Raw genomic sequence first — 23989 nt, forward strand, 5'->3', positions numbered from 1 at the left:
TTACCCTCTTTCTCCGCATTCTGCGCAGGTGACCCATCATGGCGCGCACCACCCCCATCGAGCTGTACCGCAACATCGGCATCGTCGCCCATGTTGACGCCGGCAAGACCACCACCACCGAACGCATCCTTTTCTATACCGGGGTCAACCACAAGATGGGCGAGGTGCACGACGGCGCCGCGACCATGGACTGGATGGCCCAGGAGCAGGAGCGCGGCATCACCATCACCTCGGCGGCCACCACGGCCTTTTGGCAGGGCTCGACCAAGCAGTTCGCCGACAAGTACCGCTTCAATATCATCGACACCCCCGGCCACGTCGACTTCACCATCGAGGTGGAGCGCTCGCTGCGAGTGCTCGATGGCGCGGTGGTGGTGTTCAGTGGCGCCGATGGGGTGGAGCCGCAATCGGAAACGGTCTGGCGCCAGGCCAACAAGTACCACGTGCCACGCATGGCCTACGTCAACAAGATGGACCGCCAGGGCGCGGATTTTCTGAAGGTGGTCAAGCAGATCGACCAGCGCCTGGGTCACCACCCGGTGCCCATCCAACTGTCGATCGGTGCCGAGGAGCACTTCGTCGGCCAGATCGACCTGGTGAAGATGAAGGCCATCTACTGGAACGAAGACGACCAGGGCACCAGCTATCGCGAAGAGGATATTCCTGCCGACATGCAGGCCCTGGCCGATGAATGGCGGGCACACATGATCGAGGCCGCCGCCGAGGCCAATGACGAGTTCATGGAGCTGTACCTGAACGGCCAGGAGCTGAGCAACGAGCAAATCAAGGCCGGCCTGCGCCAGCGCACCCTGGCCAACGAAATTGTCCCGGCCATCTGCGGCTCCTCGTTCAAGAACAAGGGCGTGCCACTGATGCTCGATGCGGTGATCGACTACCTGCCGGCGCCCTCGGAAATCCCGGCCATCCACGGCACCGATCCAGACCACGAAGACAAGCACCTCGAGCGCCATGCCGACGACAGCGAACCGTTCTCGGCCCTGGCCTTCAAGATTGCCACCGACCCCTTCGTCGGTACCCTCACCTTCGCCCGGGTGTACTCCGGCGTGCTCAGCTCGGGCGACGCGGTGCTCAACTCGGTCAAGGGCAAGAAGGAACGGGTCGGGCGCATGGTGCAGATGCACGCCAACCAGCGAGCCGAGATCAAGGCGGTATGCGCCGGCGACATTGCCGCGCTGATCGGCATGAAGGATGTCACCACCGGCGACACCCTGTGCGATATCAACAAGCCGATCATCCTCGAGCGCATGGACTTCCCGGACCCGGTGATCTCGGTAGCGGTAGAACCCAAGACCAAGGCCGACCAGGAAAAAATGGGCATCGCCCTGAGCAAGCTGGCCCAGGAAGACCCCTCGTTTCGCGTACGCACCGACGAAGAAACCGCGCAGACGATCATCTCCGGCATGGGCGAGTTGCACCTGGACATCATCGTCGACCGTATGCGCCGCGAGTTCGGGGTCGAGGCCAATATCGGCAAGCCGCAGGTGGCCTACCGCGAAAAAATCCGCAACACCTGCGAGATCGAAGGCAAGTTCGTGCGCCAGTCCGGCGGACGCGGCCAGTACGGGCACTGCTGGATCCGCTTCGCGCCGGGCGAAGAAGGCAAGGAAGGCCTGGAGTTCGTCAACGAAGTGGTCGGTGGCGTGGTACCGCGCGAGTACATTCCGGCGATCCAGAAAGGCATCGAAGAACAAATGCAGAACGGCGTGCTGGCCGGCTACCCGCTGATTGGCCTGAAGGCGACCGTGTTCGACGGCTCCTACCACGACGTCGACTCCAACGAAATGGCCTTCAAGGTCGCCGCCTCGATGGCCACCAAGCAGCTCAAGGACAAAGGCGGCGCGGTGCTGCTGGAGCCGGTGATGAAAGTCGAAGTGGTGACGCCCGAGGAATACCAGGGCGACATCATGGGTGACCTGAGCCGGCGTCGCGGGATCATCCAGGAAGGCGGCGAAACGCCGGCGGGCAAGGTAGTACGGGCCGAAGTACCGCTAGGCGAGATGTTCGGCTACTCCACCCAGATGCGCTCGATGACCCAGGGCCGCGCCAGCTACACCATGGAGTTCACCAAGTACGCCGAGGCCCCGGCCAGCATTGCCGACGCGATCATCAAGAAACAGGGCTGAGCGGCTTTCTTGCACAACAACCGAGGGAGCCGGCTCCCTCGGGCTCACCACCCATAAACTCGATTGAACTCCCAAACCTGCGGCCTTTCCCAATGCTTACAAGCAACCGAAAAGCCCCAGGACATCGCCATGGCCAAGCCGTTGCAGGAGTACGCGCACAAGCGCAATTTCGACGCCACCCCCGAGCCAGCAGGCGCGGGCTTGCCCCGCGAATCCCCCCACGCCCTGCAATACTGCATCCAGAAACACGACGCCAGCCACCTTCACTACGACTTTCGCCTGGAGCTCGACGGCACCCTCAAAAGCTGGGCCATCCCCAAGGGGCCGTCGCTGGATCCCAAGGTGCGGCGCCTGGCCGTTCATGTCGAAGACCATCCCCTGGACTACGCCAGTTTCGAAGGCCATATCCCCGAAGGTCACTATGGCGCTGGCGATGTGATTGTCTGGGATCGTGGCGTTTGGCTCCCCGAGGGCGACCCGCACAAGGACTACGCCAAGGGCAAGCTGCGTTTTCGCCTGCAGGGCGAGAAACTCTCCGGGGTGTGGAATCTGTTTCGCACCCATCTGGCCGGTAAGAAGGAGCAGTGGCTGCTGGTCAAGTCCGCCGATGCCCAGGCACGTGCCGAGGCCGAATACGATGTGCTCGAAGCCGAGCCCGACAGCGTCCTGAGCGACCGCACCCTGGTCACCGAAAAGCGCCCAGGACCGGGCAAGCCCCCGGCAAAAAAGCCAGGCGCCGGCCTTGAAGGTGCCCACAAGGCCGCCCTCCCCGACAGCCTCAAGCCGCAACTGGCCACCCTGGTGGAGTCCCCCCCGGAGGGTGACTGGCGCTACGAGGTGAAACTCGACGGCTATCGCATCCTCGCCCGCATCGACCAGGGGCAGGTGCAACTGTTCACCCGCAATGGCCACGACTGGACTGGCAAGCTGGCCCTCCAGGCGGCCGCCCTCAAGGCCCTGAAGCTCGAATCGGCCTGGCTCGATGGTGAAATGGTGGTCAACGACAGCGAAGGTGTCGCGGATTTCCAGGCCCTGCAGAATGCCTTCGACAGCGCCAACGACGAGTCCATCGTCTATTACCTGTTCGATGCACCCTACCTCAACGGCATGGACCTGCGCCAATGCCCGCTGGAGCAACGCCGTGCCGCGCTGGCCAAGGTGCTGGAGGGTACGGACGATACCCACCTGCGCTTGTGCGCCGATTTCGACCAGACACCCCAGGCCCTGCTCGACAGCGCCTGCCGCCTGCAGCTTGAAGGCCTGATCGGCAAGCGCGTTGGCAGCACCTATGTGGGCCGGCGCAGCAGCGACTGGATCAAGCTCAAGTGCAAGCAACGCCAGGAGTTCGTAGTGATCGGCTTCACCGACCCCAAGGGCAGCCGCGAAGCCTTCGGTGCGTTGCTGCTGGGCCTGCACGACCCCGACAGCGGCGAGCTGCGCTACGCCGGCAAAGTGGGCACCGGCTTTGACAGCGCAGGCCTCAGGCGCATCCACCAGCGCCTCGTCCCGTTGCAGGTAAAAAAAGCACCGCTGGCCCAGCCGCCCGCCGGGGCCGAGTTTCGCGGCGTGCACTGGCTCGAGCCCCAGCTGCTGGCCGAAGTCTCGTATGCCCAGATGACCCGCGACGGCATCGTGCGCCATTCGGTGTTCCACGGCCTGCGCGATGACAAGCCCGCCCGCGCCATCAGCCTGGAGCAGCCCGTGAAAAAGCCGGCGACCACCTCATCCCTGCACCTGACCCATCCCGAGCGCATCGTCGATGCCAGCACCGGTGCCACCAAGCGCGACATCGCCGAGTACTACGCCCATGTCGCGCCGTGGATCCTGCCGCACCTCAAGCGTCGGCCGGTGGCGCTGGTGCGTGCTCCCGACGGCCTGGCCGGTGAGCTGTTCTTCCAGAAAAATGCCGCCCAGCTGAACATTCCGGGCGTTGAAAGCCACGACAAGGTCGAGGCCGGCCAGACGCTGATGATCATCGACCAGGCCCGGACGCTGCTCGGCGCGGTGCAGATGAACACCCTGGAGCTGCACACCTGGAACGCCACCGCCCAGGACTTCGACAAACCCGACCGCCTGGTGCTCGACCTTGACCCCGATCCCGCCCTGCCCTGGAAGGCCATGCTCGAAGCCACACAACTGACCTTGACCCTGCTCGACGAACTGGGCCTGCAGTGCTTCCTGAAAACCAGTGGCGGCAAGGGCATGCACATCGTGGTGCCGCTGACCCGCCGCGCCGGCTGGGACGAGGTCAAGGCGTTCAGCCATACCATCGTCAAGCACCTGGCCGGGCTGTTTCCCGAACGCCTGTCGGCGGTATCGGGGCCCAAAAACCGCGTCGGGCGGATCTTCATCGACTACCTGCGCAACGGCAAGGGCGCCACCACCGTGTGCGCCTACTCCCTGCGGGCACGCGAAGGGTTGCCGGTGTCGGTACCGATCCGCCGCGAAGAACTGTGCGAACTCAAGGGCGCCAACCAGTGGACCCTGCACACCCTCGGCGAGCGCCTGGCCGAGGGCGATGATCCCTGGGCCGGCTACGCCAAGGTCCGCCAATCGATTACCAAGGACATGCGCCGACGCCTGGGGCTGGAATGATGCGCGACCTGGAGCTGATCGACTGGCTGCAATGGCCCGCCATGCTTGCCACTGTGCTGGCCGCCTGGTGGATCGGCTCGCGCCAGCCCGGGCGCCGGCGCATCGGCTTTGCCTGCTTTCTTGCCAGTAACGCGCTCTGGACGATCTGGGGCTGGCATACCCAGGCCTGGGCGCTGATTGTGCTGCAGATCTGCCTGTGCGCCATGAACGTGCGCGGGCTCAAGAAAACCACCCCGGCCCAGGAGCAACGCTCATGAACCTTGCACCAAACGACCTGACCATTGCCCTGGCACCATGGCTGGAGAAGGTCAGAACCCGGCCCCTGGACACCCACACCGACCGAGAGCTGCAGACCTGCCTGGCCCAGTGCCGTGCCAACGGCCTGGACCAGCTGCCGCTGCCCGGCCATGGCCGCACCCTGCAACGCTGGCGGGTACTGGCCCAGGTGGCTGCCGCCGACCTTGCCCTGGCCAAGCTCTACGAGGGCCATACCGATGCGCTGGCGATCATCGCCGAATGCGCGGCCACCGACCTCGACACCCGTGGTACCTGGGGCGTGTGGGCGGCCGAGCCGCCGGATGCGCGGGTGCAGATCGTCGCTCGCCATGGCCGCGAGGTACGCCTGCAAGGGCGCAAGGCCTGGTGCTCCGGTGCCTTGCAGATCGACCGTGCCCTGCTCACCGCCTGGGACGAACAGCAGCGCCCGCAACTGGTCGCGGTCAAGCTGGACGACCCCGGCCTGCGCATTCTCGGCACGGGCTGGCAAGCGGTCGGCATGGGCAGCACCGCCAGTGTCGAGGTGGCCTTCGAGTTGTGCGCAGGCCTGCAGGTGGGCGACAGCGGGCAATACCTGAACCGCCCTGGCTTCTGGCATGGCGGCGGCGGCATTGCCGCCTGCTGGTATGGCGCCGCCGCGGCCCTGGCAAGTTACCTGCACGAACACTGCACGAGCCACCCGGAGCCCCACGCCCTGGCCCACCTGGGCACAGTGGATGCGCTGCTGGCCGGGGCGGCGTCGACGCTGCGCGAAACCGCCCAGTGGATCGACGGTCACCCGGGGGCCGGGGCCGAGGTTCCGGTGCGGCGCCTGCGCGCCCAGGTGGAAGAAACCGCCAGCGCCGTGCTGGCCCATGTCGGCCGTGCCCTGGGCGCCACACCCTATTGTCGCGACGCGCATTTCGCCAGGCTCGGCGCCGACCTGCCGGTGTTCCTGCGCCAAAGCCACGCAGAACGCGATCTGGCCGAGTTAGGCAAACAGCTCGCGAGCCAGCCGGCACCGGAGTGGTCGCTATGACCACCTTCCACGCACAAGACCCCGGCACCCCGCTGGCCCAGTGGCAAGCCTCGCCCCAGTTGCAGGCGGTGCCGGCCATCAAACTGGAGCAACTGTTGCCACCCGGCTGTCGCCTGGTGGTCGTGGCGCCCCATCCGGACGATGAAATTCTCGGTTGCACCGGCCTGCTGGCCGCCATGCGCGGGCGCGAGCAAGCGTTGTTGCTGGTGTCGGTCAGCGATGGCGAGGCCAGCCATCCCCAGTCGGTGCATTGGAGCCAGGAGCGCCTGCGCGAGCAACGTCCCCGTGAAAGTGCGGCGGCGTTGCGGCGCCTCGGCCTGGACCTTTCCCAGCTGCACTGGCTGCGCCTGGGCCTCGCCGACACGACCGTGGCCCAGCACGAGCGCTGGCTGGCCGAACACCTGGTCGGGCTGCTGCGCCCCCATGACCGGGTATTGACCACCTGGCGCCTGGATGGCCACAGCGACCACGACGCCGTGGGCCGCGCCTGCGCCCGGGCCTGTGAAACCGTCGGCGCGCAGTTGCTGGAGGTGCCGATCTGGGCCTGGCACTGGGCCCGTCCCAACGACCCGCGCCTGCCCTGGCAGCGCGCCCACAAGTTGTTCCTCGACCCCGGCGTACGGGTGCTCAAGCAACAGGCCATCGCCGCCCACACCAGCCAACTGCAGGCCGACGGCGACACCCCCGCCGTGCTGGTGCCGACCACCTTGGCGCGCTTGCTGCAACCTTTCGAACTGGTGTTCACATGAGCGTGCCGGCCGAGTACTTCCAAAAATTGTTCGCCGACAACGACGACCCCTGGGCCTTTCGTACCCGCTGGTACGAAAAGCGCAAGCGCGACCTGCTGGTCGCCAGCCTGCCGCGCCAGTGCTACCGGCGGGTGTTCGAACCGGCCTGTGCCAACGGCGAACTCAGCGCGGCGCTGGCCGAACGGTGCCAGCAGCTGCATTGCCAGGACCTCGACGCCCAGGCCGTAGCCCTTGCCCGCCAGCGCCTGCAACCCTGGGCCCACGCCCGGGTCGATCAGGGCCACCTGCCCGGCGACTGGCCGGGGGGTGAGTTCGACCTGATCGTACTCAGCGAAATCGGCTACTACCTGGCCCCGGTCCAGTGGTTGGAGGTACTGGAGCACGCCCTCGCCTGCCTGAGCCCCGACGGCGCCCTGGTGGCCTGCCACTGGCTGCACCCCATCGAAGGCTGCCCGCAGACTGGCCGTCAGGTCCATGAACTGCTGGCCACGCGCCTGGCGTTGTACCGCTGCGTGCGCCATGAAGAGGCCGACTTCCTGCTGGAGTACTGGAGCCTGCAGCCGAGCGCCATCGACCTGGAGGAAACCTGCCTGTGATCGCCGTGATCGTGCCAGCCCATAACGAACAGCACTTGCTCGGGCCCTGCCTGCGCGCCCTGCTGCGCGCCCGTCGACAGGTCGGCGCGCTGGGTGAGTCGGTACAGATCGTGGTGGTCCTCGATGACTGCAGCGATGCCAGCGAAGCCGTGGCACGCGCGCATCAGGTTGAAGTGCTCAAGGTCAGTGCGCGCAATGTCGGCTATGCCCGGCGCGCGGGTGCGGCCCTGATGCTTGCGCGCGGTGCGCGCTGGCTGGCATTCACCGATGCCGACAGCTGCGTGCCGGTGGGCTGGCTGGTATGCCAGCTGGATTTCGCCGCCGATGCGGTGTGCGGCACCGTGCATGTGGCACGTTGGCAGGCCGACCAGCACGCCGCCCTGCGCGCACGCTACCTGGCGCACTACCAGGCCCGGGAAGGCCATCGGCACATCCATGGGGCCAACCTTGGCGTCTGCGCCAAGGCGTATGAGCGGGTGGGCGGCTTCCAGCCCCTGGCCGTGCACGAAGATGTGCAACTGGTCAGTGCGCTGCATGCCAGCGGCGCACACATCGTCTGGACGGCACTCAACAGCGTGTCCACCAGCAGCCGCGGCGATTGCCGGGTGAGCGGCGGCTTCGGCGACTTTCTCAAGCGCCTGGGCGAGCCCGCGCCGGGTCTGGAAGATAGGCCTTGAGGTAATCGATCCAGGCCCTGACCTTGCGCGATACAGGGCGCAAGACAGTTCGAAACGGCAGCCTTGGCTGGCTGCGCCTCACGAAACGCACTGCACCTGAGGGTCAGGCTTTCTTGCGGGTCTTGGGGGGTGGGTCGGGTGCTTTTTTCTCTGCGGCGGCGGCCTTTTTCGCCGGAGCCTTGAGCCCACCCAGGCTGCGCTTGAGCAGTTCGGTGAGGTCGATGATATCGGCGCTCTTCTGCTCGCCTTCGCCTTCGAGCGGCTCGACCGTGCTGATCTTGCCCTGGCTGGCTTTCTCCTCGACCAGGTCCATGATCGTGTCCTTGAAGTCGTTGCGGTACTCATCGGGGGCCCACTTCCCGCTCATGTCCTCGATCAGCCGCTTGGCCATCTCCAGTTCGCGTTTGTCGAGGCTGGCCTGACGCACACTTTTGTCCAGCTCCAACGCCTGCAGGCTGCGCACCTCCTCGGGCCAGCGCAGGGTGATCATCACCAGCGCGTCTTGCAGCGGGCGCAGCAGCGCCAGGTGTTGCTGGGTGTGCAGCACGACCTTGGCCAGCGCCACCTTGCCGGTACTCTGCAGCGCTTCGCGCAGCAAGGCATAGACCTTGCCGCCACGTTTGTCGGGGCTCAGGTAGTAAGGCGTCTCGAACTGCTGCAGGGGGATTTCGGTGCTGTCGACGAAGGAGAAGATATCGATGGTCTGGGTCGCCTCTGGGCGAGCCTTGTGGATTTCCTCCTCGCTGATCACCACGTAGCGGCCCTTCTCGTACTGCACGCCCTTGACGATATGTTCACGGCTGATCTCCTTGCCCGTGACCTTGTTCACCCGCTTGTAGCCCACCGGCTCCATGCTGCGTCCATCCAGCCAGTCAAAATCGACCCGGTCGCTTTTGACCGCCGAGTTGAGCGAGACCGGGATGTGCACCAGGCCGAAGCTGATGGCACCTTTCCAGATGGCTCTGGCCATGATCGAACTCCTTTGAAGGACGCTTATTGCATGCGACTGCTGCCGGTGCCGAAGGTTTGATCCGGGCGACTCATGGTGTCGGGTTGCCGCCGGTAACGCCGAACACTTCCCCGGTGATGTAGCTCGACTCCTGGCATGCCAGCAGCACATACACCGGGGCGCACTCGGCGGGTTGGCCGGGACGCTTCATGGGCGTGTGGCCGCCGAAGTCGGGGATTTTTTCATCCGGCTGCCCGCCGCTCGGCTGCAGCACGGTCCAGATCGGGCCGGGCGCCACCGCGTTGACCCGGATACCGCGTTCGATCACCTGCTTGGCCAGGGCCTTGGTAAAGGCCACGATCGCCGCCTTGGTGGTGGCGTAGTCGAGCAAGGTTGCCGACGGGTCGTAGGACTGGATGGATGCGGTGTTGATGATGGTCGCGCCTGCCGGCATCAACGGCACGGCCGCCTGGCATAGCCAGAACATCGCGTAGATGTTGGTTTTCATCGTGGCGTCGAACTGTTCGCTGCTGATCTGCCCCACCTGTTTGCGCGCCACCTGCTTGCCGGCGACATTGACCAGGATGTCGAGCCCACCCAGCTGCTCGTGGGCCTGGTCGATCAGCTCGCGGCAAAAGGCCTCGCTCTTCAGGTCGCCCGGCAAAGCAATGGCGCGGCGCCCCTCGGCCTCGATCAGCTTGATCACCTCGCGGGCATCGGGCTGCTCGATGGGCAGGTAGTTGAGCACGATGTCGGCCCCTTCCCGGGCAAAGGCAATGGCCACGGCGCGACCAATCCCCGAGTCGGCGCCGGTGATCAGCGCCTTGCGGCCCTGCAGGCGGCCAAAGCCTTGATAGGTGGTTTCGCCATGGTCGGGCTTGGGGCGCATGTGCAAGTCCAATCCTGGTGCTGGCTGGGACTGGGCCGGGAACGGCGGGTGCGGGTACTGGGTCAGGGGGTTTTGCATCTGGTACTGGTTGCGCGGTTTGTCGCTGGACATGGTCGCCTCCCTAGAGAAATGCAGCGCCGTTACGGCGCCCTACCTTGTTGGAAGGGTTGGCAAGCCCAAGGTTTGAACCGAAGCGCCACAACGCCGACCAGCGGTCCGGGCGGTAAACAAGCGGAACTCCGCGCGTGATGGCGTCTCGTAAATAGAACAGTGGATCACCGCTTTCACAGGAGTTACGCCATGAATCGCCTACCTTCCCGTCTTGTCTTCGGCCTGTGCGCCCTGCTGGCCTTGCAGGCACAGGCGGGCGACAACACCTTCATCGACGAAGCCATGAGTGCCGGCATGGCCGAGATCCAGACCAGCCAACTGGCTTTGGAAAAATCCGACTCGGCGGACATCAAGGCCTTTGCCCGCCTGATGGTCAAGGACCACACCCAGGCCAACCAGCAATTGCTTGAACTGGCAAAAAAGCATGACCTTCCGGCGCCAAACGATGCCGCCCTGGCCGACAAGGCTCGTAAAATGATGCTACAGGTGCAGGATGGCGCCTCGTTCGATGCGGCCTATGCCAGTCATCAGGTCGATGCCCACGAACAGGCCATCCGCCTGTTTGATGAACAGCGTCAGTCGACCTCGGCGCCGGAAGACCTGCGCAACTTTGCGACCAATGCCTTGCCGACCTTGCAGCATCACCTGCAAGAAGCCAAGAAACTGGAAAACGAGTACCGCGCCACTGAGTGAAGGAGGACCCAGGCATGAGAATGGCAAATACCGCCTGTGCGACCTGCCTGCAGATCGACTTTGTTCAGGACACCTTGTTTGGCCCGGTGGCCCACAGTGCGCAATGCGAGGTGCAACTGGCGCCGCTGAACCTCAATGGCTTGCCTGGCTTGCAGATGCAGGTGCGCGCACCGATACCGGACAAGCTCGAGCGCTCCCACAGTGTTGCGTTTACCTGGGAGGGCCGGACCTATCGAGGCATCGTGCACTACCACAGGCGTTGCGATGATGGTGGGCTGCAGTTGCAGTTGGAACTGCAGTGAGCGGGCTTGCCGCGATCGGCCGCAAAGCGGCCGTGGTTCAGGCGATCCCGATGGTGGAGGCCGGACTGGCCCCTCGCGGGGCAAGCCCGCTCCTACAGCTAGTCTGCGGCCTTGCTGGCACACCCACAGCCACTGGCCGTGCACGGTTTACCAGACGGATGATGATCGGCGCAGGCCTGGCAGCAATACGCCTTGCCCTCGCGCATCACCGCGTTGTCGCCCACCTTGCAGTTGCAACCGGGGCATGCACAGGTTTGCTCGTTCATGTCATGGACTCCTGAGGTTGTGGTCGTCACTGCTTGCGACTTAACGCCCGGTGCGATGGTTCAAAAAAGATGAAACCCCGCCGCCCCGGCGACCTCAATAGAACAGGGAGCGGTATTTCCGCATTCTGCTCAGCCTGGAGGTCACCATGACTACCCACCTGCTCAAGCTGTTCACGCATCCGAACGATGCCTGGATCGAGATCCGTCACGAAGAAGAACTGCACCCCCGCCACTACCTGCCCCACCTGTTGCTGTTCGCCCTGATTCCCGCGCTCTGCCTGTTCATCGGCACCACCAGTTTCGGCTGGAGCCTGGCCGGTACCGAGCGGGTACGCCTGAGCGTGGCCAGCGCGGCGCAATTGGGTGTGCTGCTGTACCTGACCATGCTGCTCGGCGTGGTGATCATGGGCGGATTCATTCGCTGGATGTCACGTACCTTCGACACGCGGCCAAGCCTTGACCAGTGCATCGGCTTTGCCGCCTATGGCGCCACGCCGTATTTCCTCGCAGGTATCGCCGGGCTGTACCCGGGCCGCTGGCTGGCGCTGGTCGCGCTGTTGGCCGCCTCGGCCTATGCCACCTTCCTGTTGTTCATCGGCCTGCCGACCTTCTTGCGTCTGCGCAAGGAACAAGGCCTGCTGTATTCGACCAGCGTATGGGCGGTGGGATTGCTGGTGCTGGTGACCATCCTGGTGTCGATGATCCTGTTCTGGTTCGACGTGCTGGAGCCGGAGTACATGCGCCCGGCAGCCCTGGGCTGAACCGGGCGCACGCGCCTCGGGCTCAGGCGGTGGCCCTGGGCTTGAGGCCGGCGTGACTGCGCCCCAGACGCTGTTCCTCGCGCACCTGGGCCACCAGGGTCGCCAGGTCGTGGCAGGTGGTCAGGCTGTCGAGGCGTGTTTCGGTGACGATCAGGTCGTCGCCCTGCCCCAGTCGTATCGTCAGCCAGAGGCCATCGGTACAGGTGACTTCACAGCACTCGGGCAAAAACGCCTGCTCGATCAGCTGGCGCAGTTCAAGGGTGGAAACGCCAATCAGTGACATGGTCGATCCTCGTGTCGGAAAGCCCGACTTCTCAGTTACCACCGCCAGGTTTGCCAACGCCAATTGATATTGATGATGCTTTGCCGCTTGCCTCATGTACCCCGGCAATCACATGAGGTCTATCTGAAAAGAAGCCGGTAACCTCAACGAAGTTCAACGCAAAAGCTTGGGCTGGCGATGAGTGGCCGGGGCCAACCGTTCGTCATCTGGGAGCGGATAAATTTCAAACTTTGTCAGTCGTGCTGTCGCCCAACGAGTGTGAGGCATCAGCCTTGCACTTCCATAGCACAGTGAGGAAGCACATCATGGCTAACAAAGATACTTCCAACCCCGGGAACTTCGCCAACGATCGCCAGAAAGCCTCCGACGCCGGCAAAAAAGGCGGCCAGGCCTCCGGTGGTACCGCAGGGGGCCAGACCCGTAAACCGGATATGGGCGACAAGCCCGGAATGGGCAACAAGACAGACCGCAAGCCAAGTGGCGGCGGCCGTAGCTGATAGACGAGCGACCGGCGCACCTCTGGTGCGTCGGTCTTGAGGCGCGCCGATGAGTCAGCAGGTGATTCATTTTCATTGCCAGATCGACCAGCGTACCACCGAGCGTTTTCGTGACCGCTGTCTGCAAGCCATCGACGAGGGTGCCAGCCAGCTGTTGCTGTACCTGTCGACCACCGGTGGCAGCACCAATTTCGGATTTTCGATCTACAGCTTTCTCAAGTCCTTGCCGGTACCCGTCTGGGCAGTCAACGCCGGCAACATCGAATCGATGGGCATCATCATGTACCTGGCCGCCGGCGTAAGGATTGCCGCGCCGCATTCGCGCTTTCTGATCCACCCCATGACCTGGCACTTCAGCCAGAGCGCGGTAGACCACTCGCGCCTGCGCGAGTACCTGTCGAGCCTGAACAACGACCTGGAACGCTACGTGCGCATCTTCGAGCTGGAGACCCTGCAGGCCGAACGCAAGCTGGATATCTTCCAGTGCCTGTCGGCCGAAGAGAAAGTCATTCCCGCCTATGACTCCCTGGCCTGTGGCATCGCCCACCGCCTGGAGCAGGTGGTGTTCGACAAGGACGCTCGGCACCTGACGATCAGCGGCGAAGACTGAAATCCGATTGAATCTTTTCGCCACGGCAAGACTCAGTCATTGCAGTAGAAGGATTTTCCCAGCGACTGCATTGAAAGGATCGTCAAAGCACCATGAACGACGCAAAACTCTTCGTGATCGACTACCAACTGCATGGCACTCCCAAGTCTTTCATCATCCGTGCAGAGAAAATGGACAACGCCGAAGCCTGGCATTGGGCCAGTTGCGACGCGGGTGTTGGCAGGATTGGCCGTTATGGTCGGGAACAGGTGAAGAAAGTCAGCAAGCCACTGGCCGAGCGCTATGGCATCACCGCGGTGACCTGGCGCCAGACCAGCTAAGCACCTGCCAGCGACGCCCAGAGATGCTGGGCCGCGTAGGCCCGCCAGGGGCGCCAGGCCAGGGCGCGGTCGGCCAGTTGCACTTCGGCGCTTTCCAGCAGGCGTACCGCCTTGGCGAGGGCTACATCACCGAGCGGAAAGGCATCGGCCGCGCCGAGTTGACGCAAGGCCAGGTACTGTGCGCTCCACGGCCCGATCCCACGCAGCCGGCACAGGTGCTGCACCCAGGCCTGCAGGTCGGCATCGGCACGCAACAAGTGGGGATCGTCGAGCATCGCCAGGGCCATGCCCGACAAGGTCGCCGCCCGGGAACCGGGCATGCCCAGGCCAGTGAGGTCGCCATGGGCAATGGCCTTCGCTGCCGGGAACACATGGGTAAGACGCGGTTCGCCAGCGTGGGTGGCCAACAAGAGCTGGCCGTGGCGCGCCACCAGGCGTGCCGCCAGGGTCATGGCTCCGGCCACGCTGATCTGCTGGCCGAGCACGGTACGCATGACTTGCTCGAACGCGTCCCAGCCACGCGGTACGCGCAACCCCGGACGCGCGGCAATCAGCCGGGCCATGAGCGGGTCCCGGGCCAATTGCCGTTCGATCAGGGCGGGGTCGGCATCCAGGTCGAACACCCGCCGCACCCGGGCGATCAGGCCCGGCAACGCACGTCGGTCAAGCCCGTACACGCTCAGCGCCAGACGATGCCCTCTCGCCGGCCGGCACTCGACGATACCCTGGCGGGTACCGACCCTTACCGTACGCCGATAGACCCCCGCCTGCGTGACCTCCACCCCGGAGATCGAACGCACTGCCAGAAACCCCAGCATCGACGGCCAATGGTATGGCGCGCGGTAGCTGAGCCAGACCGTCAATCTGGGTTGGCCGCGCACGCTGCTGCGGTAGGCATGAAGAGCTGTGCTCGGGGTCATCGGACGCGCCCGCCGTGAATTGAATAGCGAAGGTGATGTTACAAAAAATTTCCCGCACGCGCCGAGGTCTATTCCGTAACTATCCCGTGGAATCTCGGTGGAATCGCGACCATGAAATTCGAACGCTTCGCCCAGGCCATGTCCCGGCACACCGGTAGCTCTCACACGTTCGTACTCGCGTTGGTGCTGATCGTCATCTGGGCGGCCACCGGCCCCTGGTTCGACTACAACGACACGTGGCAGCTGATCATCAATACCTCGACCACGATCATCACCTTCCTGATGGTCTTTCTGATCCAGAACACCCAGAACCGCGACAACGACGTGTTGCACCTGAAGATCGACGAGCTGTTGCGCGCCACTAAAGCTGCACACAACGCCATGCTCAATCTTGACGACCTGGATGCACGGCAACTGAAGACGTTGCTGCAAGAATATCGAGACATCGGCGCTGAAGGTGACGAATCCCCGGAGCCTGAACAAGACACTGCAGCCGGACGCCGTGAGCGCCCGGCTGCAGAGCAGTGAACGGTTTATTTACCGTTGGTGAGGGTGTTGTAGCTGGTGATCAGGTTGCGGTAGTCGGGGATGTGGTTGGAGAACAGCGTGCCCAGGCCTTCGATGTCGTTGCGCCAGTCACGGTGCAGCTCGCAGGCAAGACCGAACCAGGTCATCAGCTGGGCCCCGGCTTGCGACATGCGATCCCAGGCCGAGTCACGGGTCAGGGCATTGAAGGTACCCGAGGCATCGGTCACCACAAACACTTCAAAACCTTCGGCCAGGGCCGACAGCGCCGGGAAGGCCACGCAGACTTCAGTCACCACGCCGGCAATGATCAGTTGTTTCTTGCCGGTGGCCTTGACCGCCTTGACGAAATCTTCGTTGTCCCAGGCGTTGATCTGGCCGGGCCGGGCGATATACGGGGCTTGCGGGAACTGTGCCTTGAGCTCGGGTACCAGCGGGCCATTGGGACCGGTTTCAAAGCTGGTGGTGAGGATGGTCGGCAGGTTGAAGTACTTGGCCAGGTCGCCAACGGCCAGCACGTTGTTCTTGAACTTGTCCGGGTCGATATCACGCACCAGTGACAGAAGGCCGGTCTGGTGGTCGACCAGCAGGACCGCGGCGTTGTTCTTGTCCAGGCGGACGTAGGGTTTGCTCATGGTCTAACTCCTTGCGAAGGTTGGCCGGTGCCCCTATGGCCCCGGCCCTGCGGGATCAGCGCGAAGAATCCAGTTGTTCGTTTTCGGTAACGACCTGTTGCGCCTTGAGGTAGCTCTCGATCAGCAGTTGGTAGTGCGGGAACACCGCGCTATACGCCTCGGCCCACTGCTGAGCGTCCGCACGGTTCCAGGTGCGCTGCACTTCCGAGCAGACGGCTGCGGTGTCCATCGGTACCACACCGGCCTGCATCACACGGGCCAGGGTCACTTCCTGGGCCATTTTCGAATAGGTGCCGCTGGCGTCGATCACGGCGAACACTTGATAGCCGGCATTGACGGCACTGATGCTCGGGAAGGCCATGCACACGCTGGTGATGGTGCCGGCGATGATCAGTTGCTTCTTGCCGGTGGCTTCAACGGCTGCGACGAACTCGGGATTGTCCCAGGCGTTGATTTCACCTTTGCGAGCGACGTACTTGGCGTGCGGCGCGGCTTCGTGGATTTCCGGAATCAGCGGACCGTTGGGGCCCTGGGGGACGGAGGCGGTGGTGATTACAGGGATCTTGGCCAGGCTGGCGACCTTGGCCAGGGTGATGGCATTGGCCCGCAACTCGGTCATGGGCATGTCCTTGACCGTCTGGAACAAACCACTCTGGTGGTCGATCAGCAGCATCGCAGCGTTTTCAGGATCGATACGCGGGACCTGGCCATTGAAATTGGCAACGTTGGCAAATGTACTCATGACACATTCTCCTTGAGGAAAGATTGCAAGTCGTGCTCGCAATCCGGGTCGATGGCCGCCCTGGCGGGCGACCTTCGGGTTAATGAGACTAGCTGTCGTGTCGCGGACCGCTGGGGCCGTTCATCTGGCCGAATCGACCGGCCCGAAAGTCCTCGAACGCCTCGGCAATTTCGGCTTCGCTGTTCATCACGAACGGGCCGTAACCCACGATCGGCTCATCCAGCGGATCGCCGCTGAGCACCAGGACCAGCGCCTCGGTCTGTGCTTCAAGCAACAACTCGTCACCGGCACGATCGAACAGCACCAGCTGCGCCGGGCCTACCGCACGCTCACCGTTGACCAGCACCGAGCCGCGCAGCACCACCAATGCCGTGCTACGCCCTGACGCGCTGGGCAGGCGCAGCGGAGCGCCGGGCTTGAGCTGCAGGTCCCAGACATCCATCGGCGAGAAGGTATGGGCCGGGCCCTTGTGGCCGCGGTACTCACCGGCGATCACCCGCAGGCTGCCGCTGCCGGCGCCCAGGGGCACGGTGGGAATGTCGCTGGCCAGCAGCGTCTGGTAGCCGGCCGGGGCCGACTTGTCCCTGGCAGGCAGGTTGACCCACAGCTGGACCATCTCCAGGGTCCCGCCCTGGGCAGCGAACGCCGGGGAATGGAACTCCTCGTGGAGAATGCCGTTGGCAGCGGTCATCCACTGCACGTCGCCCGGACCGATCAGGCCGCCGGCACCGGTGGAGTCCCGATGCTCCAGTTCACCCTGATAAACGATGGTCACGGTCTCGAAACCGCGATGAGGGTGCTGGCCTACGCCACGACGCGCCGTGGTCGGGGTAAAGTCGTGAGGACCTGCGTAGTCCAGCAGCAGGAACGGGCTGATGTGCTGGGCCAGGTTGTCGTAGGTGAACAGGCTGCGAACCGGGAAGCCATCGCCAACCCAATGGGGATTGGGGCTGCTGTAAACGCCTTGGATCTTTTTCATGAGAATGCCTCCTCTCGTGTATGGATATACCTTACGAGCGCAACGACATTCGCGGTAGATCAGTTAAACTGCCTTCAGCGTTCCATATGGAGAACACTGGTGGAAGACCTCAACGACCTTTACTACTTTGCCCAGGTGGTCGATCACGGCGGCTTTGCCCCCGCTGGCCGCGCCCTGGACATGCCCAAGTCAAAACTCAGCCGGCGTATCGCCGGCCTCGAGGAGCGCCTGGGGGTGCGCCTGATCCAGCGCTCGACCCGGCACTTTTCGGTCACCGAAATCGGCCAGGCCTATTACCGCCATTGCGTGGCGATGCTGGTGGAAGCCGAGGGTGCCGCCGAGCTGATCGAGCGCAACCGCGCCGAGCCCCAGGGCGTGGTACGCCTGAGCTGCCCGACAGCCTTGCTGGATTTCTGGGTGGGGGCGATGCTGACCCGCTTCATGGTCCAGTGCCCGCTGGTGCAACTGCACATCGAAAGCACCAACCGGCATGTCGACCTGATCCAGGAAGGCATTGATATCGCCCTGCGCGTGCGGGTGCCGCCGCTGGAAAGCAGCGACCTGGTGATGAAGGTACTGGCGCGCAGCACCCAGCACCTGGTGGCCGCGCCCGAGCTGATGAAGCACTTGCCGGAGCGCCCGGTACCGGCCGACCTCAGCAGCTTGCCGAGCCTGCACTGGGGCAATCCGCAACGGGACTATCAATGGAACCTGCTGGGCCCGGACGGTGCCAGCGCGAGCATCCGCCACACCCCGAGGCTGGTCACCGATGACCTGGTGGTACTGCGCCAGGCGGCGGTTGCCGGCGTGGGCGTGGTGCACCTGCCGCTGGTGGTGGTACGCGACGACATCGATGCCGGCAGGCTGGTGCGCGCAACCCCGAACTGGGCGCCGGAGTGCGGCGTGGTGCATGCAGTGTTCGCCTCGCGGCGGGGCCTGCTGCCGTCGGTGCGCAGCTTGCTGGACTTCCTGGCGGCGGAGTTTGAAGCCAGTGGCATCACCTGATGCTGGTGCCCTGCCAGAGGCCGACACAACCTGCACTTTCGGGGTTGCCTGGCCTACGGCCGCTGTGCGGCCGATCACGGGCAGGCCCGCTCCCGCCGAAGGGCCATCCGACTACAACAGGAACGCCTGCACACGCTCGCTGCAGGCGGCCGGATCTTCCTGCATGAAGCAATGCCCACCCGCCACCTGGACAGCCGTCACCTGACGATTACCCTGCGCCCAACGCTGCACCGACTGCGGTACAAACGGATACGTATCCTCGCCATAAATCACCAGGCAAGGCGTCTGCACCCGAGTCAGCGACGCCCACATCCGCCGCGGAAACGAACTGAAGATTTCCACCTCGCGGCTCGGCCGGCACTTGAGCACCACCCCTTCACCACAATCACCAATGGCATGCTCGATATACGACTGCAGCGCAGTCTCGCTCCAGCCCTTGAAGATCCCGCGACCTTCCAGTGACGCCCGCGCCGCCGTACGATCCGGCCAGTGGCTGCGCCGGGTGGCCGCCTTGCGCGCCAACGCATGACGCTCGTGCAGACCCACCAGCCGGGCAGCCCCCATCAGCCCCATCATCCTGCGACTGAACAACACCGGGTCCAGCAACACCGCCCGCTGGAACAATTGCGGCCGCAACGCCAGGATCAGCCCCGTGAGCACTCCGCCAAAGCTGTGGCCGACGGCGAACCGCGCAACCTCGCCATACTCGCCGCGACCGGCCTCGAAGGCCTCGATGGCAAGCTCCGCCGTGCGGTTCCAGCCCACGAACGGGCCGCCGTGGTCACTGTCGCCATGGCCTTGCACATCGCACAACCAAAGGTCGAAGTGGTCAGCCAGGCGTGCCAGCAAAGGCTGGTACACCAGGCTGCAAAAACCGTTGCCGTGAAGAAAATGCAGCAGCGGTTTGCCGCTGGCAGGTGAGCGCCAGCCGCGCAAGGTAAAGCCGGCACTTGTGTCATGGGACCAGGGAATCAACTGCATGTGCCCGCTTGCTCTTGTCAGGAAAAGCTCGATTCTACAAAGAGCAGCGGGTACAGGGATATCACCAGCAGCGCGGCCATCAGGACATTGAACAGCATCAACCAGCGCGGCTTCTGCAAAACGCTGCGCAAGGCGCTGCCAAACATCACCCACACGCAGACGCTGGGCAGGTTGACCAAGGCAAATACAGTGGCGATGACGATCACGTTGGTGACGTAGCCCTGGGCCGGTGTGTAGGTGGTGATCGCCCCCACCGCCATCACCCAGGCCTTGGGATTGACCCACTGGAACGCCGCCGCTCCCCAGAAGCCCAACGGCTTGCGGCTTTCTGGATCGCTGACCGACAACGGCCCGGACGTGGCGATCTTCCAGGCCAGGTACAACAGATAGGCCGCGCCCACGTAGCGCAATACCGTGTAGATCGGCGGATAGGCCTTGAACACCTCGCCCAGGCCAAAGCCCACCGCCAGCACCATGACCATGAAGCCCACGCTGATACCCAGGGCGTGGGGAATCGAACGGCGGACACCGAAATTCACCCCGGAAGCCAGCAACATGGTGTTGTTGGGCCCCGGGGTGATCGAGGACACGAAAGCGAACAGCACGAAGGCGGTTATCAGGTCGAGTGAGCTGAGCATGGCAGGCTTTCCAAGGGGTCAGGGCTGTAATGACACTAACGGAGCACCGCCCTGCCCCAACCATACAGTTGGAAAAAATAATGCCGCTACACTTGACTGTCCTGCTTACGCCAGTGCCTCGGCAATGAAATCCAGGCGGTCCTGGCCGAAGAACATCTGCTCGCCGACAAAACAGCTGGGGGCGCCGAATACGCCTCGGCGTACCGCCTCTTGCGTCGCCTCCTTCAGCGCCGCCTTGACCGCCGCATCGGCCGTCCATGCCAGGAACTGCTCAGGGTCAAACCCTGCTTCCTGCAACACCGCCGCCACGACCGCAGGGTCGGCCAGGTTGCGCTGCTGTACCCACAGGGCCTGGAACATGACCGTGACATAGGCTTCGAAACGCTGCGGCTGGTGCAGTTGCACGGCCACCGCGCCGCGCATCAGGTGCAGGGTATTGATGGGAAAGCCCGGTGGGAACGCCAGGGTCACGCCATAGCGGCGGGCAAAGCGTTGCATGTCGATGAACACATGGCGGGCCTTGGCCGGCACCATGGCCGGCGACGCGTTGCCGGTGGCCTGGAATACCCCGCCCAGCAACATCGGCCGATACACCAGCTGCGCCCCATGACGGGCGCACAGGCAGGGCAGTTGGGTCCAGGCCAGGTAGCTGGCCGGGCTGCCCAGGTCGAAGAAGAATTCGAGGGTCTTGCTCATGTCACGGGTTCCTTTCTTGTTGTAGGGGACTTACCAGCGTTCCATCCACGGGCGCAGGTCGAGTTCGAAGGTCCAGGCATCGCGCGGCTGGCTATGCAGGTACCAGTAGCTGTCGGCGATGTGCGCAGGATCGAGGATGCCGTCCTGGTCCTTCAAGGCATAGCGCTCGGGAAAGGTGTCGCGGATGAACGCGGTGTCGATGGCGCCATCCACCACCACGTGAGCGACATGAATGTTTCGCGGGCCAAGCTCACGGGCCATGCTCTGGGCCAGGGCACGAATGCCATGCTTGGCACCGGCAAAGGCGGCAAAGCCGGCGGCCCCGCGCAGGCCGGCGGTGGCACCGGTGAACAGGAGGGTGCCGCGCTCGCGGGTCACCATGCGCCGTGCCACCGCCTGGCTGGTGAGGAATCCGGCAAAGCAGGCCATCTCCCAGATCTTGAAGTACTTGCGCGCGGTCTCTTCAAGGATGCTGCACGGCACGTTGGCTCCGATGTTGAACACAAAGGCCTCGATCGGACCGATGCTGCTCTCGATCTGCTCCACTAGCGCCGCCACCTCTTCCTCCTTGCGTGCATCGGAGCCAAATCCATAGGCCTCGCCGCCCTGGGCACGGATTTCGTCCACCAGCGGCTGCAGCTTGTCGGCGCTGCGCCGGGTCACGCAGGCCACATACCCCTCGCGGGCAAAACGCCTGGCAATCGCCCCGCCGGTCGCATCCCCGGCCCCCACCACCAGCACCACCTTCTTGCCCTGGGTCATCTGTCGCCTCCATTGGTAAACGATCATTTAGTTAACGAACGCTATGCTATGATCCTGGCTTCGTCAAGGCACACCACGGGAACCGCTAGCGTGCGCTACTCCACTACCCACAAGGAACAAACCCGGCAAAAACTGCTGGAAAGCAGCGGCGCCCTGGCCAAGCGCGGGGGCTTCAATGCCACCGGCGTGGCCGGCTTGATGAAAGCCATCGGCCTGACCGGCGGGGCTTTCTACAACCACTTTGCCTCCAAGGACGACCTGTTCACCGAAGTGGTACGTCGCGAGCTGTCGCACAGCCCGATGGCCCAGCACCCGATGAACCGCGAGCGGCTCGAGCGTTGCCTTGACCAGTACCTGAGCCTGGCCCATGTGCACAACCGCGAAGGCGGTTGCGCCATTCCGGCGCTGGGCGCCGAAATCGCCCAGGCCCCCTTGCCCGTGCGTGAAGAAGCCGAACACTGGCTGTGCGCCCTGCAGCAGGCCTGGGCGCAAACCCTGGAAGACCCGAAACTGGCCTGGGCCCTGCTCAGCCAATGCGTAGGCGCACTGGTGATTGCGCGCATGCTGGCCAGCGAAGGCAGCCAGCAGGAAGTGCTCCAGGCCTCCCGCGGGTTCCTTGCCGGGGTCCTGCATGAACAGCCGTAGTGCCCTGTGGTTCGGCCTCGCCTTGCTGTTACCCCTCAACGCCCTTGCCGCCTGCCCACAGGGGCAGTACGAGATCTGCCTGGGTACCTGCATCTGTTCACCGTTCGACCCGGGCCAGGCCGGCACCGTGCTCGATGACCTTGGCCGCATGGCCAGCAGCTCCATGGCCCTGGCCCTGCAGCAGGCGCGCAATACCGCCGCGGCCGGCACGGTGCTGCCGATTCCGCTGCACATCCGTGCCCAGCTCGAACCCTATTACGATTTTCAGGTGCTCGATGCCGCACGCTACAAGGTCGGCGACCAGCAAGCCCTGGACAGCGCCAACGCGGTGCTGCAGAACCCCGACGTCAATGCCGTGACCCTGATCGACATCATCGTCTTTCGCAACGAGGCCGACGCCCAGGACAACGTCGCCCTCTGGGCCCACGAGCTGCACCATGTGCAGCAGTACCAGCAATGGGGCGTGGATGAGTTCGCCCGGCGCTACAGCCGCGACTTCGACGCGGTGGAGGCACCGGCCTACGAGATCCAGGCCAGGGTCGGCAAAGCCCTGCGCGAGCGGGCTTCCGGGCAGGCGCGCTGAACTACACTTAAAAGTCCCCCCACGGGAAATGGCCCGAGGTTGCCGATTGCTGCGACGACCCCGTTGACGTTGGACTTCTTGCAGGAGAACACGCAATGGACGAAGCCAAGCTCAATGACTTCATGGGTAAGCTGGTCAACGACATGGGCGCCGCCGCCCTGCTGGCCAACCTGATCCTCGGCGATGAACTGGGCCTGTACCGGGCCATGGCCGACAGCCGATACATCACCCCCGACGAGCTCGCGCACAAGACCGGCTGCAATGCCCGGCTGCTGCGCGAATGGCTCAGCGCCCAGGCGGCATCGGGCTACATGGAACACCACGAGGGACGCTTCCGCCTGCCCGAGGAACAGGCCCTGGCCCTGGCCATCGAAGACTCGCCGGTGTACGTCGCCGGCGGCGCCTCGGTAATTGCCGCCCTTTACCACGACAAGGACAAGCTGGTGGCCGCCATGCGCGGTGACGGTGCTCTGCCCTGGGGCGATCACCACCCTTGCATGTTCAGCGGCACCGAGCGGTTCTTTCGCCCTGGCTACCGTGCGCACCTGGTGGCCGAGTGGTTGCCGACCCTGGCAGGCGTGGTCGATAAACTGCAGGCCGGCGCCAAGGTCGCTGACATTGGCTGCGGCCACGGTGCCTCGACGGTGATCATGGCCCAGGCTTTCCCGGCCTCGCAGTTTCTGGGTTTCGACTACCACGCCCCGTCGATCACAGTGGCCAACCAGCGCGCTGGCGAAGGTGGCGTGGCGGAACGCGCACAGTTCTTCCAGGCCAGTGCCAAGGACTATCCCGGCCATGATTTCGACCTGATCTGCTTTTTCGATTGCCTGCATGACATGGGCGACCCGGTAGGTGCCGCGCGCCATGCATACCAGGCGCTCAAACCCGAGGGTACGGTGATGCTGGTAGAGCCCTACGCCAACGACAGCCTCGATGAAAACAGTACGCCGGTGGGCAGGTTGTTCTACGCAGCGTCCACCTTTATCTGCACGCCCAACTCGCTGTCGCAGGAAGTCGGGCTGGGGCTGGGAGCCCAGGCGGGAGAAGCCCGATTGCGGGCAGTGTTCCTGGAGGCTGGTTTCAGTCACTTCAGGCGGGCGACAGAAACACCCTTCAACCTGATTCTCGAAGCCCGCAAATAA

The 23989-nt window shown here is 64.1% G+C and carries 30 protein-coding genes; 18 read left to right on the top strand and 12 right to left on the bottom strand.

The features are described from left to right. Window positions 1-38: 38 nt before the first annotated feature. The 7 genes from fusA (at window position 39) to NPS58_RS14890 (ending at window position 8055) form a co-directional block, all read left to right on the top strand. Window positions 39-2144 carry an elongation factor G gene (gene fusA, locus NPS58_RS14860; RefSeq protein ID WP_274116110.1) on the top strand — a complete coding sequence of 702 codons (2106 nt, stop codon included), beginning with the start codon at window positions 39-41 and terminating at the stop codon, window positions 2142-2144. Between the two features lie 129 nt (window positions 2145-2273). Beyond that, window positions 2274-4739, top strand: a complete 2466-nt coding sequence (ligD, locus tag NPS58_RS14865; protein ID WP_274116111.1) for a DNA ligase D — start codon at window positions 2274-2276, stop codon at window positions 4737-4739. Then, window positions 4736-4996 (top strand): hypothetical protein, encoded by a 261-nt coding sequence (locus NPS58_RS14870; protein WP_274116112.1) that lies wholly within the window; start codon window positions 4736-4738, stop codon window positions 4994-4996. The genes ligD and NPS58_RS14870 overlap by 4 nt, the downstream gene beginning before the upstream one ends. Beyond that, the gene (locus NPS58_RS14875) at window positions 4993-6033 is read left to right on the top strand and encodes an acyl-CoA dehydrogenase (RefSeq protein WP_274116113.1); all 1041 of its coding nucleotides are present in this window, start codon (window positions 4993-4995) and stop codon (window positions 6031-6033) included. The genes NPS58_RS14870 and NPS58_RS14875 overlap by 4 nt, the downstream gene beginning before the upstream one ends. Then, window positions 6030-6782, top strand: a complete 753-nt coding sequence (locus NPS58_RS14880) for a PIG-L deacetylase family protein (RefSeq protein WP_274116114.1) — start codon at window positions 6030-6032, stop codon at window positions 6780-6782. Before NPS58_RS14875 ends, NPS58_RS14880 begins: the two co-directional genes overlap by 4 nt. After that, entirely contained in the window at window positions 6779-7378 is a 600-nt protein-coding gene (locus tag NPS58_RS14885; RefSeq protein ID WP_274116115.1) for a class I SAM-dependent methyltransferase, read from the top strand. Before NPS58_RS14880 ends, NPS58_RS14885 begins: the two co-directional genes overlap by 4 nt. After that, the gene (locus tag NPS58_RS14890; protein WP_274116116.1) at window positions 7375-8055 is read left to right on the top strand and encodes a glycosyltransferase; all 681 of its coding nucleotides are present in this window, start codon (window positions 7375-7377) and stop codon (window positions 8053-8055) included. Before NPS58_RS14885 ends, NPS58_RS14890 begins: the two co-directional genes overlap by 4 nt. Before the next feature lie 103 nt (window positions 8056-8158). On the opposite strand, the gene NPS58_RS14895 is transcribed toward NPS58_RS14890, so the two are convergent. After that, window positions 8159-9025, bottom strand: coding sequence for a Ku protein (locus NPS58_RS14895; RefSeq protein WP_274116117.1), 867 nt, complete (start codon window positions 9023-9025; stop codon window positions 8159-8161). Between the two features lie 70 nt (window positions 9026-9095). Then, window positions 9096-10004, bottom strand: coding sequence for an SDR family oxidoreductase (locus NPS58_RS14900; protein ID WP_274116118.1), 909 nt, complete (start codon window positions 10002-10004; stop codon window positions 9096-9098). Window positions 10005-10193: 189 nt separating this feature from the next. Between NPS58_RS14900 and NPS58_RS14905 the strand changes: the two genes are divergently transcribed. Beyond that, window positions 10194-10697 carry a DUF4142 domain-containing protein gene (locus tag NPS58_RS14905; protein WP_274116119.1) on the top strand — a complete coding sequence of 168 codons (504 nt, stop codon included), beginning with the start codon at window positions 10194-10196 and terminating at the stop codon, window positions 10695-10697. Window positions 10698-10711: 14 nt separating this feature from the next. After that, entirely contained in the window at window positions 10712-10999 is a 288-nt protein-coding gene (locus NPS58_RS14910; protein ID WP_274116120.1) for a hypothetical protein, read from the top strand. 98 nt (window positions 11000-11097) lie between these two features. Here NPS58_RS14910 and NPS58_RS14915 read toward each other — a convergent pair whose 3' ends face one another. After that, complete coding sequence (locus NPS58_RS14915; RefSeq protein ID WP_274116121.1) at window positions 11098-11265, bottom strand: metallothionein; 168 nt, start codon at window positions 11263-11265, stop codon at window positions 11098-11100. 146 nt (window positions 11266-11411) lie between these two features. Here NPS58_RS14915 and NPS58_RS14920 point away from each other — a divergent pair, with 146 nt between their 5' ends. After that, entirely contained in the window at window positions 11412-12026 is a 615-nt protein-coding gene (locus NPS58_RS14920; RefSeq protein WP_274116122.1) for a Yip1 family protein, read from the top strand. Window positions 12027-12048: 22 nt separating this feature from the next. Here the strand turns inward: NPS58_RS14920 and NPS58_RS14925 are convergent, their stop codons facing one another. After that, the gene (locus tag NPS58_RS14925; RefSeq protein WP_274116123.1) at window positions 12049-12309 is read right to left on the bottom strand and encodes a DUF1652 domain-containing protein; all 261 of its coding nucleotides are present in this window, start codon (window positions 12307-12309) and stop codon (window positions 12049-12051) included. A gap of 305 nt (window positions 12310-12614) precedes the next feature. Here NPS58_RS14925 and NPS58_RS14930 point away from each other — a divergent pair, with 305 nt between their 5' ends. From NPS58_RS14930 to NPS58_RS14940, 3 genes are all read left to right on the top strand, one after another. Further along, window positions 12615-12806 carry a KGG domain-containing protein gene (locus tag NPS58_RS14930; RefSeq protein WP_274116124.1) on the top strand — a complete coding sequence of 64 codons (192 nt, stop codon included), beginning with the start codon at window positions 12615-12617 and terminating at the stop codon, window positions 12804-12806. Window positions 12807-12855: 49 nt separating this feature from the next. Next, window positions 12856-13416, top strand: a complete 561-nt coding sequence (locus NPS58_RS14935; protein WP_274116125.1) for an ATP-dependent Clp protease proteolytic subunit — start codon at window positions 12856-12858, stop codon at window positions 13414-13416. Window positions 13417-13508: 92 nt separating this feature from the next. Then, on the top strand, window positions 13509-13736 hold the full coding sequence (locus tag NPS58_RS14940; RefSeq protein ID WP_274116126.1) for a DUF6555 family protein: 228 nt from the start codon (window positions 13509-13511) through the stop codon (window positions 13734-13736). Here NPS58_RS14940 and NPS58_RS14945 read toward each other — a convergent pair. Beyond that, window positions 13733-14656 carry a DNA-3-methyladenine glycosylase family protein gene (locus tag NPS58_RS14945; RefSeq protein ID WP_274116127.1) on the bottom strand — a complete coding sequence of 308 codons (924 nt, stop codon included), beginning with the start codon at window positions 14654-14656 and terminating at the stop codon, window positions 13733-13735. The two genes, NPS58_RS14940 and NPS58_RS14945, sit on opposite strands and share 4 nt — an antisense overlap. A 111-nt stretch (window positions 14657-14767) precedes the next feature. Between NPS58_RS14945 and NPS58_RS14950 the strand changes: the two genes are divergently transcribed. After that, the gene (locus NPS58_RS14950) at window positions 14768-15184 is read left to right on the top strand and encodes a low affinity iron permease family protein (RefSeq protein ID WP_274116128.1); all 417 of its coding nucleotides are present in this window, start codon (window positions 14768-14770) and stop codon (window positions 15182-15184) included. Between the two features lie 5 nt (window positions 15185-15189). Here NPS58_RS14950 and ycaC read toward each other — a convergent pair whose 3' ends face one another. The 3 genes from ycaC to NPS58_RS14965 form a co-directional block, all read right to left on the bottom strand. Continuing rightward, the gene (gene ycaC, locus NPS58_RS14955) at window positions 15190-15816 is read right to left on the bottom strand and encodes an isochorismate family cysteine hydrolase YcaC (protein WP_274116129.1); all 627 of its coding nucleotides are present in this window, start codon (window positions 15814-15816) and stop codon (window positions 15190-15192) included. 55 nt (window positions 15817-15871) lie between these two features. Further along, window positions 15872-16558 carry a hydrolase gene (locus NPS58_RS14960; RefSeq protein ID WP_274116130.1) on the bottom strand — a complete coding sequence of 229 codons (687 nt, stop codon included), beginning with the start codon at window positions 16556-16558 and terminating at the stop codon, window positions 15872-15874. Window positions 16559-16646: 88 nt separating this feature from the next. Then, window positions 16647-17537, bottom strand: coding sequence for a pirin family protein (locus NPS58_RS14965; protein WP_274116131.1), 891 nt, complete (start codon window positions 17535-17537; stop codon window positions 16647-16649). Window positions 17538-17633: 96 nt separating this feature from the next. On the opposite strand from NPS58_RS14965, the gene NPS58_RS14970 reads away from it, so the two are divergent. Then, on the top strand, window positions 17634-18542 hold the full coding sequence (locus NPS58_RS14970; protein WP_274116545.1) for a LysR family transcriptional regulator: 909 nt from the start codon (window positions 17634-17636) through the stop codon (window positions 18540-18542). 111 nt (window positions 18543-18653) lie between these two features. Here NPS58_RS14970 and NPS58_RS14975 read toward each other — a convergent pair whose 3' ends face one another. The 4 genes from NPS58_RS14975 to NPS58_RS14990 form a co-directional block, all read right to left on the bottom strand. Next, complete coding sequence (locus NPS58_RS14975; protein WP_274116132.1) at window positions 18654-19523, bottom strand: alpha/beta fold hydrolase; 870 nt, start codon at window positions 19521-19523, stop codon at window positions 18654-18656. 17 nt (window positions 19524-19540) lie between these two features. Next, the gene (locus NPS58_RS14980; protein WP_274116133.1) at window positions 19541-20161 is read right to left on the bottom strand and encodes a LysE family translocator; all 621 of its coding nucleotides are present in this window, start codon (window positions 20159-20161) and stop codon (window positions 19541-19543) included. Window positions 20162-20266: 105 nt separating this feature from the next. Further along, window positions 20267-20857, bottom strand: coding sequence for a 2-hydroxychromene-2-carboxylate isomerase (locus NPS58_RS14985; protein WP_274116134.1), 591 nt, complete (start codon window positions 20855-20857; stop codon window positions 20267-20269). 30 nt (window positions 20858-20887) lie between these two features. Beyond that, the gene (locus NPS58_RS14990; protein WP_274116135.1) at window positions 20888-21619 is read right to left on the bottom strand and encodes an SDR family oxidoreductase; all 732 of its coding nucleotides are present in this window, start codon (window positions 21617-21619) and stop codon (window positions 20888-20890) included. Between the two features lie 90 nt (window positions 21620-21709). Here NPS58_RS14990 and NPS58_RS14995 point away from each other — a divergent pair, with 90 nt between their 5' ends. From NPS58_RS14995 to NPS58_RS15005, 3 genes are all read left to right on the top strand, one after another. Beyond that, window positions 21710-22264 (top strand): TetR/AcrR family transcriptional regulator, encoded by a 555-nt coding sequence (locus tag NPS58_RS14995; protein ID WP_274116136.1) that lies wholly within the window; start codon window positions 21710-21712, stop codon window positions 22262-22264. Continuing rightward, window positions 22251-22847, top strand: a complete 597-nt coding sequence (locus NPS58_RS15000) for a DUF4157 domain-containing protein (protein WP_274116137.1) — start codon at window positions 22251-22253, stop codon at window positions 22845-22847. The genes NPS58_RS14995 and NPS58_RS15000 overlap by 14 nt, the downstream gene beginning before the upstream one ends. Before the next feature lie 95 nt (window positions 22848-22942). Continuing rightward, a complete protein-coding gene (locus NPS58_RS15005) occupies window positions 22943-23989 on the top strand; it encodes a class I SAM-dependent methyltransferase (RefSeq protein ID WP_274116138.1) in 1047 nt (348 codons plus the stop codon).

Origin of the sequence: Pseudomonas putida, from assembly GCF_028682455.1 — a bacterium.
Classification (GTDB): domain Bacteria; phylum Pseudomonadota; class Gammaproteobacteria; order Pseudomonadales; family Pseudomonadaceae; genus Aquipseudomonas; species Aquipseudomonas putida_AA.

Bases quoted from the DNA above. Each gene is read 5' to 3' on its own strand.
- NPS58_RS14910 (WP_274116120.1), top strand. From the start codon at position 10,712: ATGAGAATGGCAAATACCGCCTGTGCGACCTGCCTGCAGATCGACTTT.
- NPS58_RS14875 (WP_274116113.1), top strand. From the start codon at position 4,993: ATGAACCTTGCACCAAACGACCTGACCATTGCCCTGGCACCATGGCTG.
- NPS58_RS14915 (WP_274116121.1), bottom strand. From the start codon at position 11,265: ATGAACGAGCAAACCTGTGCATGCCCCGGTTGCAACTGCAAGGTGGGC.
- fusA (WP_274116110.1), top strand. From the start codon at position 39: ATGGCGCGCACCACCCCCATCGAGCTGTACCGCAACATCGGCATCGTC.
- NPS58_RS14990 (WP_274116135.1), bottom strand. From the start codon at position 21,619: ATGACCCAGGGCAAGAAGGTGGTGCTGGTGGTGGGGGCCGGGGATGCG.
- NPS58_RS14920 (WP_274116122.1), top strand. From the start codon at position 11,412: ATGACTACCCACCTGCTCAAGCTGTTCACGCATCCGAACGATGCCTGG.
- NPS58_RS14960 (WP_274116130.1), bottom strand. From the start codon at position 16,558: ATGAGTACATTTGCCAACGTTGCCAATTTCAATGGCCAGGTCCCGCGT.
- NPS58_RS14950 (WP_274116128.1), top strand. From the start codon at position 14,768: ATGAAATTCGAACGCTTCGCCCAGGCCATGTCCCGGCACACCGGTAGC.
- ligD (WP_274116111.1), top strand. From the start codon at position 2,274: ATGGCCAAGCCGTTGCAGGAGTACGCGCACAAGCGCAATTTCGACGCC.
- NPS58_RS14905 (WP_274116119.1), top strand. From the start codon at position 10,194: ATGAATCGCCTACCTTCCCGTCTTGTCTTCGGCCTGTGCGCCCTGCTG.
- NPS58_RS15000 (WP_274116137.1), top strand. From the start codon at position 22,251: ATGAACAGCCGTAGTGCCCTGTGGTTCGGCCTCGCCTTGCTGTTACCC.
- NPS58_RS14870 (WP_274116112.1), top strand. From the start codon at position 4,736: ATGATGCGCGACCTGGAGCTGATCGACTGGCTGCAATGGCCCGCCATG.
- NPS58_RS14965 (WP_274116131.1), bottom strand. From the start codon at position 17,537: ATGAAAAAGATCCAAGGCGTTTACAGCAGCCCCAATCCCCATTGGGTT.
- NPS58_RS14945 (WP_274116127.1), bottom strand. From the start codon at position 14,656: ATGACCCCGAGCACAGCTCTTCATGCCTACCGCAGCAGCGTGCGCGGC.
- NPS58_RS14885 (WP_274116115.1), top strand. From the start codon at position 6,779: ATGAGCGTGCCGGCCGAGTACTTCCAAAAATTGTTCGCCGACAACGAC.
- NPS58_RS14880 (WP_274116114.1), top strand. From the start codon at position 6,030: ATGACCACCTTCCACGCACAAGACCCCGGCACCCCGCTGGCCCAGTGG.
- NPS58_RS14975 (WP_274116132.1), bottom strand. From the start codon at position 19,523: ATGCAGTTGATTCCCTGGTCCCATGACACAAGTGCCGGCTTTACCTTG.
- NPS58_RS14935 (WP_274116125.1), top strand. From the start codon at position 12,856: ATGAGTCAGCAGGTGATTCATTTTCATTGCCAGATCGACCAGCGTACC.
- NPS58_RS15005 (WP_274116138.1), top strand. From the start codon at position 22,943: ATGGACGAAGCCAAGCTCAATGACTTCATGGGTAAGCTGGTCAACGAC.
- NPS58_RS14925 (WP_274116123.1), bottom strand. From the start codon at position 12,309: ATGTCACTGATTGGCGTTTCCACCCTTGAACTGCGCCAGCTGATCGAG.
- ycaC (WP_274116129.1), bottom strand. From the start codon at position 15,816: ATGAGCAAACCCTACGTCCGCCTGGACAAGAACAACGCCGCGGTCCTG.
- NPS58_RS14980 (WP_274116133.1), bottom strand. From the start codon at position 20,161: ATGCTCAGCTCACTCGACCTGATAACCGCCTTCGTGCTGTTCGCTTTC.
- NPS58_RS14930 (WP_274116124.1), top strand. From the start codon at position 12,615: ATGGCTAACAAAGATACTTCCAACCCCGGGAACTTCGCCAACGATCGC.
- NPS58_RS14940 (WP_274116126.1), top strand. From the start codon at position 13,509: ATGAACGACGCAAAACTCTTCGTGATCGACTACCAACTGCATGGCACT.
- NPS58_RS14985 (WP_274116134.1), bottom strand. From the start codon at position 20,857: ATGAGCAAGACCCTCGAATTCTTCTTCGACCTGGGCAGCCCGGCCAGC.
- NPS58_RS14895 (WP_274116117.1), bottom strand. From the start codon at position 9,025: ATGGCCAGAGCCATCTGGAAAGGTGCCATCAGCTTCGGCCTGGTGCAC.
- NPS58_RS14900 (WP_274116118.1), bottom strand. From the start codon at position 10,004: ATGTCCAGCGACAAACCGCGCAACCAGTACCAGATGCAAAACCCCCTG.